The organism is Streptomyces sp. WP-1 (assembly GCF_030450125.1).
GTDB lineage: Bacteria > Actinomycetota > Actinomycetes > Streptomycetales > Streptomycetaceae > Streptomyces > Streptomyces incarnatus.
Window position 1 is genome coordinate 1,039,553 of sequence record NZ_CP123923.1, and the last position, 13,387, is coordinate 1,052,939.

Sequence of the window (13,387 nt, forward strand, 5' to 3'; positions counted from 1 at the left end):
CCCCGCCCGCCTCACACCCCGGCCGACGCGAACGCTCGTACGAATGCTTCCCGGACCGTCGTCCCGGGCGTCCGGTCCAGCACCCCGAACACGATCTGCTCGAACGTCCGCTCGAAGCGGCCCCCGGCGCCGAGCAGCTTCCGGAACGCGCCCGCGACCTGCGCCGGATCGTTCTGGAAGACGCCGCAGCCCCAGGCGCCCAGCACCAGCCTGCGGTACCCATGGGCCGCGGCGGTCTCCAGGACCCGCTCGGCGCGGGTCGCGAGGGCGGCCGGGATCTCGGCGGCGCGTCCGGGTGCCGTACGCCGCAGGACGCCCGCGTTCGGCGCGGCGGCGGTCAGGAAACCCACCTGGCAGGGCTCGGCGAGGAGCCGGCCCCGGTCGTCGCGGAAGACGGGGACGCCGGGGCTGTGGATCACCCGGTCGGAGTAGAGCGGATCCCGGTCGGCGCGGTGATGGTCGTAGAACTCCCTGGCTTCCAGCAGGCAGGTGTACAGCGCGGAGGCGCGGCACAGGGCCTCTTCCTGGGCCTGGGCGCCGTTCAGACAGCCGCCGCCGGGATTTCTCGCCGAGGCGAAGTTCAGGACGGCGACCGGCGCGTCGGCCAGCCGCCGGGCCGCCTCCGTGCTGCTCTCGCCGGTCACCTCGACGACCGTGTCCAGGCCGGGCGGCGAGGGCACCGGAACCGGCCCGGGGCCGTACGTCCGGGTGCCGGTCCGGGCGGCGGCCGTCGCGTCCGCGAGGGGCACCTCCCGGCCGTCCGGGGCCCGGTAGCGGCCCGCGGCCACGATCTGTTCCGTCTCTGAGGCGATTCCGCGCAGACGCGCGCTCATGGCGCCACCCCCGTGGACGCCATGACCGCGGCCCGCGCGGCCTCCCCCGTTGTGCTCATACGGTCATCCTGGGTGATGCTGGTGGGGCGGTGCAACGGAGTTTCCCGGCCCCGGAATCCGCCGCGAACGCACGCGGTCACGACGACGACCGGTCGGGAACGCCCGGGAGGGCGCTCTTGTGCGATCCGGCACGAGGGTCTTGGCTGGTACGAGTGCCGGGCCGGCCGACCGAACGCCGGACCGCAGACATGGTGGAATCTCAGGAGGATCCCGACATGTCCGATGCGACGGACGAGGGTGGCGACTGTACGGGGCACCGTACGGCCGTCACCGAGGCCGAGGTGGACGCCCTGGTCCAGGGCATCTGCTTCAAGAACGGCCCGCCCCGCACCCTCGGTGTGGAGCTGGAGTGGCTCATCCATGAGCGGGACCTGCCGCAGCGTCCCGTGCCACCCGAACGACTGCGCGCGGCCCACGCCGCCGTGCGTGCCCTGCCCCTCGGTTCGGCGTTCACCGTCGAACCCGGCGGCCAGCTGGAGCTGAGTTCGCCGCCCGCCGCCTCCCTGATGGAGTGCGTCGGCACCGTCTCCGCCGACCTCGCGGCCGTCCGCGCCGTCCTCGACGCGCAGGGCCTCGCCCTCGTCGGTCTCGGCCATGATCCCTTCCACGTCCCGGACCGGTTCCTGCGCGAGCCGCGCTACGACGCGATGGAGACCTGCCTGGACCGCACCGGACCGGCCGGCCGGCACATGATGCGCGCCTCCGCCTCCGTGCAGGTCTGCGTGGACGCGGGCCACGAGGAGCCGGGCCCGCTGGGGCACGGGCGGCGCTGGTGGCTGGCGCACCAGCTGGGCGCGGTCCTGGTGGCCGCGTTCGCCAACTCCCCGCTGATCGGCCGGCTGCCGACCGGCTGGCTGTCCACCCGACAGCTGATGTGGGCGCGGATCGGTGCCGACCGGGCGGGCGCGCCGCCGCTGCACGAGGAGCCGCGGTCCGCGTGGGCCCGGCATGTGCTGGACGCCCCGGTGATGTGCGTGCGCCGGGACGGCGGGCCCTGGGAGGTGCCCGAGGGGCTGACCTTCCGGGAGTGGACGCGCGGGCAGGGGCCCCGGCCGCCCACCCGGGCGGACCTCGACTACCACCTGACGACCCTGTTCCCGCCGGTCAGACCGCGTGGCCATCTGGAGCTTCGGATGATCGACGCGCAGCCGGGCGAGGACGGCTGGATCGTGCCGCTCGCGGTGACGGCGGCGCTCTTCGACGATCCGCAGGCCGCCGAGACCGCCTACCGGTGTGTGAAGCCCCTGGCCGAGCGGGCTCTGAACCTGCCGGCCCCGCACAATCCGCTGTGGAGCGACGCGGCCCGGCTCGGGCTCGCCGATCCGGAGCTGCGGGAGGCGGCCGCCGCCTGTTTCGCGGCGGCGCTGGACGCGCTGCCCCGGCTCGGTGCCGGCGCCGAGGTGACGGACGCCGTTGCGGGGTACCTGGAGCGCTATGTCGCCCGGGGCCGCTGTCCGGCCGACGATCTGCTGGACGCGCTGCCCGGCATCCGTACCGGCCCGGCCGGGAGCGGCCCCGCCGCCCAGGGCAGGAAGGACATCCCCTCATGACCGCCCCCGAGGCCGAGGCCACCACCGCGGAGCCGGACACCGAGGCGCTGCGCGAGCGCGCGCTGGCCTCGCTCACCACCGCCCGGGACCGCACCACCCTGCTGACCACGTGCGTGGACGAACCCGATCTCACCGCGCAGCACTCGCCGTTGATGTCCCCGCTGGTGTGGGACCTCGCGCACATCGGCAACCAGGAGGAGCTGTGGCTGCTGCGGACGGTCGGCGGACGGGAGGCGATGCGTCCCGAGATCGACGGCCTGTACGACGCCTTCGAGCATCCGCGCGCGGAGCGGCCCTCGCTGCCGCTGCTGCCGCCCGCGGAGGCCCGGCACTACGCGGCCGAGGTGCGCGGCCGGGTCATGGACGTACTGGAGTCCGCCGATCTGAGCGGCACCCGGCTGACCGAGGCCGGGTTCGCCTTCGGGATGGTCGCGCAGCACGAACAGCAGCACGACGAGACGATGCTGATCACCCATCAGCTGCGCACGGGTCCGGCGGTGCTGACCGCGCCGGACCCGGAGCCGGGCCCGCCGTTCACGGGCCCGGCCGAAGTCCTGGTCCCCGGTGGCCCGTTCACCATGGGCACCTCGGCCGAACCGTGGGCGCTGGACAACGAACGCCCGGCGCATCCACGGGAGGTGGCGCCGTTCTGGATCGACACCACCCCGGTGACGAACGCGGCGTACCAGGCGTTCATCGAGGACGGCGGCTACGACACCGAGCGCTGGTGGGCGCCCGAGGGCTGGGCGCACATCCGGCGGAGCGGCATCGACGCGCCGCTGTTCTGGCGCCGGGAGGGCGAGCGCTGGCTGCGCCGCCGCTTCGGCACCACCGAGGTGGTGCCGCCGGACCAGCCGGTGCTGCATGTGTGCTGGTACGAGGCCGACGCGTACGCCCGCTGGGCCGGGCGCCGGCTGCCCACCGAGGCGGAGTGGGAGAAGGCCGCCCGGCACGACCCGGCCACCGGCCGCTCCCGGCGCTACCCCTGGGGCGACGCCGACCCGGGCCCCGAGCACGCCAATCTCGGCCAGCGGCACCTGGGCCCCGCCCCGGCCGGCAGCTACCCGGCGGGGGAATCACCGCTCGGGGTACGGCAGTTGATCGGCGACGTGTGGGAGTGGACGGCGAGCGACTTCCTGCCGTACCCGGGGTTCCGGGCGTTCCCGTACAAGGAGTACTCGGAGGTGTTCTTCGGGTCCGAGCACAAGGTGCTGCGCGGCGGTTCGTTCGCCGTGGACCCGGTGGCCTGCCGGGGCACCTTCCGCAACTGGGACTATCCGATCCGGCGGCAGATCTTCTCCGGTTTCCGCACCGCCCGTTCGGAGAGCGCCTGATGTGCCGTCATCTCGCCTATGTGGGTCCGGAGTTGCCACTGGAACGGCTGCTGACGGAGCCCCCGCACAGCCTGTTCCGGCAGTCGTGGGCGCCCAGGCGGCAGCGGTACGGGACGGTCAACGCCGATGGCTTCGGCGTCGGTTGGTACGCCCCCGGTGATCCCGAGCCCGCCCGTTACCGGCGGGCCGGGCCGATCTGGGCCGACTTGTCCTTCACCGATCTGGCCCGGGTGGTGCGCTCCGGCGCGGTGCTCGCCGCCGTACGGGACGCCACCCTCGCGGGGGCGGACGCCGAGGCCGCGGCGGCGCCGTTCGCCGCGGGGCGCCGGCTGTTCAGCCACAACGGGGCGGTCGCGGGCTGGCCGGACGCGGCGGCGCCCCTGGTGACCACGCTGCCCCCGGTGGACCTGCTGTCGCTGCCCGCGCGCACCGACTCGGCGTTCGTCTGGGCCCTGGTGCTGCACCGGCTGCGCACCGGGGCGAGCCCGGAGCGGGCCCTCGCGGAGACGGTGCGCGAGGTGGCACGAGCCGCCCCCGCCTCCCGGCTGAACCTGCTGCTGACGGACGGCACCACCATCGCGGCCACCGCCTGGGGCGACAGCCTCTGGTACCGCGCGGAGCCCGGCCGGGGCACGGTCGTCGCCTCCGAGCCCTACGACGACGACCCGCTGTGGCGGGAGGTCCCCGACCGCACCGTGCTCACCGCGGACAGCACCGGTGTGCTGCTCGCCCCGGCGGCGCGACCGGCCGCCGTACCCCCTAAGGAGCCCTGCACGTGAGCCCTCTGCACGTCACCCGCACCCTCCCCGAGGACGCGACGGAGGCCGCGCTGCGCGCCGATGTCGAACACGGCCTGACCGACGACCCCAAGTGGCTGCCGCCGAAGTGGTTCTACGACGCCCGGGGCAGCGAACTCTTCGACCGGATCACCGAGTTGCCCGAGTACTACCCCACCCGGGCCGAGCGGGAGATCCTGGCCGCCCGCTCCGGTGAGATCGCCGCCGCGAGCGGGGCCCGGACGCTGGTCGAGCTGGGCTCGGGATCCTCGGAGAAGACCCGCTATCTGCTCGACGCCCTCACCTCGCTCGCCGCGTACGTCCCGGTCGACGTCAGCGAGAGCGCCCTCACCCAGGCCGGGCGGGCGCTCATCGCGGAGCGCCCGGACCTGGACGTGCACGCGCTGATCGCCGACTTCACCGCGCCGCTCGACCTGCCCGCCACGCCGGGCCCCCGGCTGGTGGCGTTCCTCGGCGGCACCATCGGCAATCTGCTGCCCGCCGAGCGCGCCGCGTTCCTCGCCTCGGTGCGCGCCCTGCTCGAACCCGGCGACGGCCTGCTGCTCGGCACCGACCTGGTCAAGGACGAGGAGGTGCTGGTGCGGGCGTACGACGACGCGGCCGGGGTGACGGCCGCGTTCGACAAGAACGTGCTGAACGTCGTCAACCGCGAACTGGGCGCCGACTTCGACCCGGACGCCTTCGAGCACGTGGCGCTGTGGGACGCCCGCCGCGAGTGGATCGAGATGCGTCTGCGCGCGCGCACCGCCCAGACGGTGAAGGTCCCCGCGCTGGGCCTCGCGGTCGAGTTCGCGCCGGGCGAGGAGCTGCGCACCGAGGTGTCGGCGAAGTTCCGCAAGGACGGGGTGAGCCGGGAACTGGCCGCCGCCGGGCTCGGGTTGACCCATTGGTGGACCGATGAGCAGGACCGGTTCGCGCTGTCGCTGAGCGTGGCGCGGTGAGCATCAGAGGTTCGGGGTGAGCTCCTCGGTGATCTTCCGTGACGCCCGGCGGGCCTCCGTCGCCGGGTCGGCCCCGTCCAGCACCCTGGTCATGTACTGCTTGATCGGGTTGTCGGCCTCGACGTCCGCCCACTGAGGGGTGTTGGGGGTCGCCCTGCCGTGCGCCGCGCCCGCGGCCATGGCGGCGACCCCCTCCTCGCCGGAGACGGCGGCGGCCAGCGTGGTCTTGTTGGGCACGTAGTTCATGGTGCGGGCCAGTTCGGTGTCCCACTTGGCGCCGGTGAGCGCCCCGACGACGGCGGTCGCCGCGAACTGGTCCTTGGTGTTCTGCGGGACGACGAGGTCGGAACCGCCGGTGAACACGGCACCGGGCCGGGAGGCGTTCGGTCCGGGGACCGGGAAGTAGCCGAGTTTTCCCTTGAGTTCCGGGTTCTGCTTCACGATCGCCTGGGCGAGCCCCGGTACGGCGACGATCTGCGCCACCTTGCCGCCGGCGAACACCCCGGCCTGGGGCGGGTGTTCCTCGTCGGCACCCTTGGGCCCGTCGCCCAGCGACTGGAGCCGCCGGTAGAAGTCCATGCCGCGCAGCGCGGCGGGGGTGTCCAGGGCGCCCTTCCACTGGTAGTCGCCGACCTTGCGGGCGAGGTCGCCGCCCTCGTCCCAGATGAAGCCGGAGAGCGTGTACCAGTCCTGTCCGGCGAGGTAGATCCCCTGGTCCGGGCCGGAGTCGAGCTTCTCGGTGTCGGCGAGCCATTCGGCGCGGGTGCGCGGCGGACGGGCGATACCGGCCTGCGCGAACAGGTCCTTGCGGTAGATGACGACGCGGTTGGCGGCGTACCAGGGGATGCCGTACTGCGAGCTGCCGTCCTTGCCGGGTTCGGCGAGACCGGGCAGCCACTTGTCCTTGCCCCAGTCGCGCATCGACTCCAGGGTCAGGTCGGCGAGCCGGCCGCCGTCGGCGTACAGCGGCACCTGGGTGTTGCCGACCTCGACCACGTCGGGCGCGTCGCCGGAGGTGTCCGCGAGCGCCTTGCGGACCTTCGCCACGATGCCGGTCCAGTCCTGGACGCGGATGTCCAGGCGCAGGTCCGGGTGGGTGCGTTCGAAGTCCTTGGTGAAGCGGTCGAGGAAGTCCGCCGAGGCGCTGTCCTTCATCAGCCACACGGTGACGGTCTCGCGCTGATGGGTGCCGGGGAGCATCCCGCAGCCGCTGACGAGGCAGCCGGTGACACAGCCGAGGGCGAGCAGACGACGTCTCACGAGGGGTCCTGTTCTGTCTGGCATGGCGCATGCGCACAGGGGTGAAGACCCGGCGTGGGGGGACGAGCGCACAGGCTCGTACGGGTGTGGCTGGATTTTGGTATGGACCAATGCCGAGGTCAAGGGGTATCGGCGACTACGCGAGGTCACGGCCGCTACGCCGTGCGGAGCGGGCCGGGATACGGCACCGTGGAGTACGGCGTGTCCCCCGGCCCAAGGAGCCCCCGATGACGAACCACACCTACCGGGTCACCGAGATCGTCGGCACCTCGCACGAGGGCCTCGACCAGGCCATCCGCAACGGCATCACGCGCGCCGGCCGGACGCTGCGCAACCTGGACTGGTTCGAGGTGACGCAGGTCCGCGGCCAGATCGAGGACGGCCGCATCGAGCACTACCAGGTGGGCCTGAAGGTGGGCTTCCGCATCGAGGACGGCGACTGACCGTCCCGCCTCAGGTACGGCCCTCCTTCTCCTGCGCCTCGTGCAGCGCGGCGGAGTCCTCGGCCCAGCGGGCCCGCACCACGGTGAATCCGGCGCGCTCGGCGTCGTCGCACACCACCGCGTCGTCGTCCGCGAGGAAGCGCACCTCGCGGCCCTGGGCGAGCCGGCGCAGGGTCGCGAGCTTGGTGAACCGGGCGGGCCTGCGGTCCGCGTCACCGCGCATGTGCAGGTCCCCCGCGGGCAGTTCGTGCGCGGCGAGCCAGTCCAGGGTGTCACGCCGGTACCGCTCCGGACGGCCGGTCAGATAGACGACCTCGCAGTCCCGGGCGCTGCGCCGGGCCAGCTCGACGCCCTCGGCGAGCGGCGGATCCGCGGGCGCGGCACCGAAGAACCCGTCCCAGTCCTTGGGCCGCCGCCGCAGGAAGTGCTGCCGGTGGGCGGTGTCCGCCAGGGTGTTGTCGAGGTCGAACACGGCGATCGGCCGCTCACTGTTGTCGCTCACACCAAGACCTTAGCGAGGTGCGGGAATCCGCGGGCGGTCGGAGCGTTGAACCGTACGTGAGCAGTTCAGTGATCGCCCGGACCAGGTTCTCCGTCCTCGACCGTTCGCGGATCCGGCAGGGGCACTCGGCCGCCGAGGCGCTGCGGGACACCGTGGCGCTGGCGCGGGAGGCGGAGGCGCTCGGCTACCACCGGTTCTGGGTGTCCGAGCACCACGGTGTGCCCGGTGTCGCCGGTTCCGCGCCGACCGTGCTGGCCGCCGCCGTGGCCGCCGCCACCCGGACCGTCCGGGTGGGCACCGGCGGGGTGATGCTGCCCAACCACCGGCCGCTGGTCGTCGCCGAGCAGTTCGGGGTGCTGGAGTCGCTGTTCCCGGGGCGGATCGACATGGGGCTCGGGCGTTCGGTGGGCTTCACGGACGGGGTGCGCCGGGCGCTCGGCCGGGACAAGGGCGACGCGGAGGAGTTCGGGGCCCAGCTCGGCGAACTGCTCGACTGGTTCTCCGGGGCGTCCCCCACGGGGGTGCGCGCCCGGCCCGCGGACGGTCTGCGGGTGCCACCGTTCGTGCTGGCCCTCGGCGAGGGCGCCGAGATCGCGGCGCGGGCCGGACTGCCCCTGGTCATCGGGGACCTGCGGGGCCGGGAGCGGCTGCTGCGCGGCATCGAGCGCTACCGTGCCGGGTTCCGCCCCTCCCCCTGGTCGGCCGAGCCGTACGTGGTGATCTCCGGGACGGTCGCGGTCGCCGGCACCGAGGAGGCGGCGCGGCGGCTGCTGGTCCCGGAGGCGTGGTCGATGGCGTACGCCCGCACGCACGGCACCTTCCCGCCGCTCGCCCCGGCCGAGGAGACCGAGGCCCGGTCGCTGACCGCGCGGGAGCGGGAGGCGTACGACGCCCAGCTCGCCGGGCAGCTCGCGGGCACCCCGGACCAGGTCGCGCACGAGCTGGAGGCGGTGCTGAAGGAGACCGGCGCGGCCGAGGTCCTGGTCACGACCAGCAGCTACGACCGTACGGCGCTGCTGGACTCCTACCGGGCGCTGGCCGCGCTCTTCGCCCCCGCTCCCTGACCCCCGGCGCGGCGCCCCGAGATGCGGGGCGGGCCCGTGCCGGTGACCCTGAGAGGGCAAGAACGCCAGCGAGGAGGAGGACCGCCATGTCCTTCATGGACAAGCTCAAGGGCATGATCAAGGGCCACGAAAGCCAGGCCGACAAGGGCATCGACAAGGGCGGGGACTACATCGACCAGCGCACCGGCAACAAGTACCAGAAGCAGGTCGACACCGCTCAGGACAAGGCGCGGGACGAGTTCGGCACCCGGCAGGACCCGGGCAACCCTCCGCGGCCCTAGCGGGCGGGGGCGGATAGGGTGTGTCTTCCATGCACCACAGCCCCCATGATCCCTACGTCCGCGTGCGCGGCGCCCGTGAGCACAATCTCCGGTGCGTCGACGTGGACGTCCCGCGTGACGTACTGGCCGTGTTCACCGGGGTGTCCGGCTCGGGGAAGTCGTCCCTGGCGTTCGGCACGATCTATGCCGAGGCCCAGCGCCGCTACTTCGAGTCGGTCGCGCCCTACGCCCGCCGGCTGATCCACCAGGTCGGCGCGCCGAAGGTCGGCGAGATCACCGGGCTGCCGCCCGCGGTCTCGCTCCAGCAGCGCCGAGCGGCCCCCACCTCGCGCTCCTCGGTGGGCACGGTCACCAATCTCTCCAACTCCCTGCGCATGCTGTTCTCGCGTGCCGGGGAGTACCCGCCGGGCGCGGAGCGCCTGGATTCCGACGCGTTCTCGCCGAACACGGCGGCGGGCGCCTGCCCCCGATGCCACGGTCTGGGGCAGGTGCACGACACCAGCGAGGAGTTGCTGGTGCCGGATCCCTCGCTGTCGGTGCGCGAGGGCGCGATCGCCGCGTGGCCGGGTGCCTGGCAGGGCAAGAACCTGCGGGACATCCTGGACGCGCTCGGCTACGACGTGGACGTCCCCTGGCGTGAGCTGCCCGCCGAGCAGCGGCACTGGATCCTGTTCACGGACGAGCAGCCCGTCGTCACCGTGCATCCGGTGCGGGACGCGGACCGTATCCAACGCCCGTACCAGGGCACCTACATGAGCGCCCGCCGGTATGTGCTCAAGACGTTCGCCGACACCAAGTCGCCGACCCTGCGCACCAAGGCGGAGCGCTTTTTGACCAGCGCGCCCTGCGCGGGGTGCGGGGGCAGCCGGCTGCGGCCCGAGTCGATGGCGGTGACCTTCGGCGGCCGGACCATCGCCGAGCTGGCGTCGCTGCCCCTGACCGGCCTCGCGCAGCTGCTGGAGGGCGACTCGGAGACGGCCCGGGTCCTCACCGAGGACCTGAAGTCGCGGATCGCGCCGGTGGTCGAACTCGGCCTCGGCTACCTCAGCCTGGACCGCTCCACACCCACGCTCTCGGCGGGCGAGCTGCAACGGCTGCGGCTGGCCACCCAGTTGCGGTCGGGGCTGTTCGGTGTGGTGTACGTGCTGGACGAACCGTCCGCCGGGCTGCATCCGGCGGACACCGAGGCGCTGCTGACCGTGCTGGCCCGGCTCAAGGCGGCGGGGAACTCGGTGTTCGTGGTGGAGCACCATCTGGAGGTGGTGCGCGGCGCCGACTGGCTGGTGGACGTGGGCCCCGGCGCGGGCGAGCACGGCGGGCGGGTGCTGTACAGCGGGCCGCCGGCCGAACTGGCGTCGGTGGAGGAGTCGGCGACGGCCGCGTTCCTCTTCGACGAGGCACCGGGACCGCCACGTGAAGTCCGCCGGCCGCGCGGCTGGTTGCAGGTCGGCCCGGTGACCCGGCACAACCTGCGCGAGGTGACGGCCGCGTTCCCGCTCGGCGCGTTCACCGCCGTCACCGGCGTCTCCGGATCCGGGAAGTCCACGCTGATCGGGGAGTTGACGCAGGAGCTGGAGGGCGTCGAGCGGCTGGTGCGGGTCGACCAGAAGCCGATCGGCCGTACCCCGCGCTCCAACCTGGCCACGTACACCGGCCTGTTCGACGTGGTGCGGAAGGTGTTCGCGGCGACCGACGAGGCGCGGACGCGCGGGTACGGCGTCGGACGGTTCTCCTTCAATGTCGCCGGGGGCCGCTGCGAGACCTGCCAGGGCGAGGGGTTCGTCAGCGTCGAGCTGCTGTTCCTGCCGAGCACGTACGCGCCCTGCCCGGACTGCGGCGGCGCCCGCTACAACCCCGAGACGCTCCAGGTGACGTACCGGGGGCGGAACATCGCCGAGGTGCTGGACCTCACGGTGGAGGCGGCGGCGGAGTTCTTCGCGGACGTCCCGGCCGCCGCCCGCAGCCTCGGCACACTGCTCGACGTGGGTCTCGGCTACCTGGGCCTCGGCCAGCCCGCGACCGAGCTGTCCGGCGGCGAGGCCCAGCGGATCAAGCTGGCGAGCGAGCTGCAACGCGGTCGCCGCGGCCACACCCTGTATCTGCTGGACGAGCCGACCACCGGGCTGCACCCGGCCGATGTCGAGGTCCTGATGGACCGGCTGCACGGCCTGGTCGACGACGGGCACACGGTCGTCGTGGTCGAGCACGACATGACGGTGGTCGCCACCGCCGACTGGGTCATCGACCTCGGCCCGGGCGGCGGCGACCAGGGCGGCCGGATCGTCGCCGCGGGGCCGCCGCAGCGGGTGGCCCGGGCGGAGGGCAGCGCGACGGCGCCGTATCTGGCCCGGGTGATGCCGTAAGTGATCCCGTGGGGGACGCTCCCCAGGGCATGACCCATGACCCATGACCCTGTCTGATCATGCTCTCCGGGTCGTCCCCTCAGGGTCACCCCCACGGGGACATCCCCTCAGGGTCGTCCCCGCCCGGTCATGCCCGCCGGGTCATCCCCGCCTGGTCGGCCGCCGGGGTCCGGCCGAGGGAGCGGGGGGCCGTGCGGTGGACGTCGACCAGGGCCGCGTGCGTCCAGGCCGGGGCGGGGGCGATCGGCTGGGCCGCGGTGGCGAGGGCGCGGCGGTCGGGGTGGGCGCCCGGGGGGATCAGCGGGCGTACCTCGACCTCGGCGACCAGGCCCCGGGTGCGCGCCACCCGCCACAGGGAGGCGAGCAGGGTGTCCTCGCCGACGAAGGCCGCGGCGGTGCCCGTGCCGCCGTCCCGGAGCCAGTACCGCAGGCGGACCGGCTGCACGGGCACGCCCGCGTCCAGCGCCGCCTGGAAGACGGCCCGGTGGAAGCGGCCGTGCGCGCGCCCGCACCAGGTGCTGCCCTCCGGGAACGCGGCCACCGCCGAGCCGGTGCGCAGGGCGTCGGCGATCACCGCGACCGTGCCGGGCAGGGCGCGCAGCCGGTCCCGTTCGATGAACAGCGTCCCGCCGCGCGCCGCCAGCGCGCCCGCCACCGGCCAGCGCCGTATCTCCGTCTTGCCGAGCATCCTGGCCGGCCGCAAGGCGGTGAGCAGCGGGACGTCCAGCCAGGACACATGGTTGGCGACCAGCAGCAGCCCGCCGCCCGGCGCGACCGCGCCGGTGACGCGCGCCCGTACCCCGATGGCCCGTACGACGGCCCGGCTCCAGCGCCCGATCCACTCGGCGGGGATCCGCCGGCCGAGCGGGGACAGGGCGATCCCGGCCAGCACCAGGACGGCGACGGCGGTCAGCCGCAGCACGGCCCGGGGTACCGCGACGGCGGCGGGCGCCGGTTCCACACAGGCGTCCGGGGTGCAGGGCGCTGTGGGCAGCCAGACACTCATCAGGCCGGTACGAGGGAGAGGAAGTGCCGCAGATAGCGCGGGTTGACCCGGCGCATCGACAGCAGCACGTACAGGTCGGCGACCCCGAACTCCGGGTCGTGCGCGGGCTCCCCGCACACCCAGGCGCCGAGGCGGAGGTAGCCGCGCAGCAGGGCGGGCAGGTCGGCGCGTCCGGCGGGGGCCTCGGCGTTCGGCGTCCAGGGTGTGAGCGGTCGTACCCGGAACTCCTCGGGCGCCAGGTGCTTGTCGCGCACCCGCTCCCAGGTGGCGGTGGCGAGGGCGCCGCCGTCGGCGAGCGGTATCGAGCAGCAGCCGGCCAGCCACTCGTGGCCGCGGTCGGTCATGTAGCGGGCGATGCCGGCCCAGATCAGGCCGATGACCGCGCCGTCGCGGTGCTCGGGGTGCACACAGGAGCGGCCGACCTCGACCAGGCCGGGCCGGATCGCGTCGAGCGCGCCGATGGTGAACTCGCCCTCGGAGTAAAGCCGTCCGGCGGCCGCGGCCCGCTCGGGCGGCAGCAGCCGGTAGGTGCCGACGACCTGCCCGGTCACGGTGTCGCGGACCAGCAGATGGTCGCAGTGGGCGTCGAAGGCGTCGATGTCGTGGCCCGGCCGGGGGGTGGCGAGCGAAGCGCCCATCTCCCCGGCGAAGACGTCGTACCGCAGCCGCTGCGCGGCCCGTACGTCGTCCTCGTCGCGGGCGAGCGCGACGGTGTAGCGGGCGGGCGCCAAGGGCCCCGGGGGACGGTCGAGGGTGGAAACGCCGGTCATGGCTCTCTCCTGTCACGGGGCCGGGTCGGCGGCAGCGGCGGCGGGCCGGTGGTCAACGGCCCGCCGCTCCTGTTCTTCCGACGCCGGTTGGCCGGCGCGTGACGGGTGCCGGGAGAGCGGATGTGGGGATGCTGAACGGCCGGGGGCGGAGGGCGCGCTCCGGGGCGAGGGCGCAGCTCCTGG

At 74.0% G+C, this 13,387-nt stretch carries 13 protein-coding genes; 8 read left to right on the forward strand and 5 right to left on the reverse strand.

Annotated elements, in window-relative coordinates:
• Window positions 1-11 precede the first annotated feature (11 nt).
• Entirely contained in the window at window positions 12-833 is an 822-nt protein-coding gene (locus tag QHG49_RS04285; protein ID WP_301487272.1) for a TIGR02452 family protein, read from the reverse strand.
• Window positions 834-1,108: 275 nt separating this feature from the next.
• Here QHG49_RS04285 and egtA point away from each other — a divergent pair, with 275 nt between their 5' ends.
• The 4 genes from egtA to egtD are packed head-to-tail and all read left to right on the forward strand — an operon-like array spanning window position 1,109 to window position 5,515.
• Window positions 1,109-2,443, forward strand: coding sequence for an ergothioneine biosynthesis glutamate--cysteine ligase EgtA (gene egtA / locus QHG49_RS04290; protein ID WP_301487273.1), 1,335 nt, complete (start codon window positions 1,109-1,111; stop codon window positions 2,441-2,443).
• Entirely contained in the window at window positions 2,440-3,777 is a 1,338-nt protein-coding gene (gene egtB, locus QHG49_RS04295) for an ergothioneine biosynthesis protein EgtB (protein WP_159706981.1), read from the forward strand. Before egtA ends, egtB begins: the two co-directional genes overlap by 4 nt.
• Window positions 3,777-4,556 (forward strand): ergothioneine biosynthesis protein EgtC, encoded by a 780-nt coding sequence (gene egtC / locus QHG49_RS04300; RefSeq protein ID WP_145484215.1) that lies wholly within the window; start codon window positions 3,777-3,779, stop codon window positions 4,554-4,556. The genes egtB and egtC overlap by 1 nt, the downstream gene beginning before the upstream one ends.
• Complete coding sequence (gene egtD, locus QHG49_RS04305) at window positions 4,553-5,515, forward strand: L-histidine N(alpha)-methyltransferase (protein ID WP_301487274.1); 963 nt, start codon at window positions 4,553-4,555, stop codon at window positions 5,513-5,515. Before egtC ends, egtD begins: the two co-directional genes overlap by 4 nt.
• A 3-nt stretch (window positions 5,516-5,518) precedes the next feature.
• Here the strand turns inward: egtD and QHG49_RS04310 are convergent, their stop codons facing one another.
• On the reverse strand, window positions 5,519-6,775 hold the full coding sequence (locus QHG49_RS04310; RefSeq protein ID WP_301487275.1) for an extracellular solute-binding protein: 1,257 nt from the start codon (window positions 6,773-6,775) through the stop codon (window positions 5,519-5,521).
• A 227-nt stretch (window positions 6,776-7,002) separates the two neighbouring features.
• Between QHG49_RS04310 and QHG49_RS04315 the strand changes: the two genes are divergently transcribed.
• Window positions 7,003-7,218 (forward strand): dodecin, encoded by a 216-nt coding sequence (locus QHG49_RS04315; protein WP_145484210.1) that lies wholly within the window; start codon window positions 7,003-7,005, stop codon window positions 7,216-7,218.
• 10 nt (window positions 7,219-7,228) lie between these two features.
• Here the strand turns inward: QHG49_RS04315 and QHG49_RS04320 are convergent, their stop codons facing one another.
• A complete protein-coding gene (locus QHG49_RS04320; protein ID WP_301487276.1) occupies window positions 7,229-7,720 on the reverse strand; it encodes a hypothetical protein in 492 nt (163 codons plus the stop codon).
• Window positions 7,721-7,776: 56 nt separating this feature from the next.
• On the opposite strand from QHG49_RS04320, the gene QHG49_RS04325 reads away from it, so the two are divergent.
• The 3 genes from QHG49_RS04325 to QHG49_RS04335 all read left to right on the forward strand — a co-directional run bounded on the left by QHG49_RS04325 (window position 7,777) and on the right by QHG49_RS04335 (window position 11,428).
• Window positions 7,777-8,784 (forward strand): MsnO8 family LLM class oxidoreductase, encoded by a 1,008-nt coding sequence (locus QHG49_RS04325; protein ID WP_301487277.1) that lies wholly within the window; start codon window positions 7,777-7,779, stop codon window positions 8,782-8,784.
• Window positions 8,785-8,870: 86 nt separating this feature from the next.
• On the forward strand, window positions 8,871-9,065 hold the full coding sequence (locus QHG49_RS04330) for an antitoxin (RefSeq protein WP_111584986.1): 195 nt from the start codon (window positions 8,871-8,873) through the stop codon (window positions 9,063-9,065).
• Between the two features lie 29 nt (window positions 9,066-9,094).
• Window positions 9,095-11,428, forward strand: coding sequence for an excinuclease ABC subunit UvrA (locus tag QHG49_RS04335; protein ID WP_301487278.1), 2,334 nt, complete (start codon window positions 9,095-9,097; stop codon window positions 11,426-11,428).
• Between the two features lie 127 nt (window positions 11,429-11,555).
• Here QHG49_RS04335 and QHG49_RS04340 read toward each other — a convergent pair whose 3' ends face one another.
• Both QHG49_RS04340 and QHG49_RS04345 read right to left on the reverse strand, forming a co-directional pair.
• On the reverse strand, window positions 11,556-12,434 hold the full coding sequence (locus QHG49_RS04340; RefSeq protein WP_301487279.1) for a 1-acyl-sn-glycerol-3-phosphate acyltransferase: 879 nt from the start codon (window positions 12,432-12,434) through the stop codon (window positions 11,556-11,558).
• Entirely contained in the window at window positions 12,434-13,204 is a 771-nt protein-coding gene (locus QHG49_RS04345) for a GNAT family N-acetyltransferase (RefSeq protein ID WP_145484199.1), read from the reverse strand. The genes QHG49_RS04340 and QHG49_RS04345 overlap by 1 nt, the downstream gene beginning before the upstream one ends.
• Between the last annotated feature and the right edge of the window lie 183 nt (window positions 13,205-13,387).

Coding starts and splice junctions, on each gene's coding strand:
- QHG49_RS04335 (WP_301487278.1), top strand. CDS start 9,095: ATGCACCACAGCCCCCATGATCCCTACGTCCGCGTGCGCGGCGCCCGT.
- QHG49_RS04345 (WP_145484199.1), bottom strand. CDS start 13,204: ATGACCGGCGTTTCCACCCTCGACCGTCCCCCGGGGCCCTTGGCGCCC.
- egtA (WP_301487273.1), top strand. CDS start 1,109: ATGTCCGATGCGACGGACGAGGGTGGCGACTGTACGGGGCACCGTACG.
- egtB (WP_159706981.1), top strand. CDS start 2,440: ATGACCGCCCCCGAGGCCGAGGCCACCACCGCGGAGCCGGACACCGAG.
- QHG49_RS04315 (WP_145484210.1), top strand. CDS start 7,003: ATGACGAACCACACCTACCGGGTCACCGAGATCGTCGGCACCTCGCAC.
- QHG49_RS04330 (WP_111584986.1), top strand. CDS start 8,871: ATGTCCTTCATGGACAAGCTCAAGGGCATGATCAAGGGCCACGAAAGC.
- QHG49_RS04340 (WP_301487279.1), bottom strand. CDS start 12,434: ATGAGTGTCTGGCTGCCCACAGCGCCCTGCACCCCGGACGCCTGTGTG.
- egtC (WP_145484215.1), top strand. CDS start 3,777: ATGTGCCGTCATCTCGCCTATGTGGGTCCGGAGTTGCCACTGGAACGG.
- QHG49_RS04285 (WP_301487272.1), bottom strand. CDS start 833: ATGAGCGCGCGTCTGCGCGGAATCGCCTCAGAGACGGAACAGATCGTG.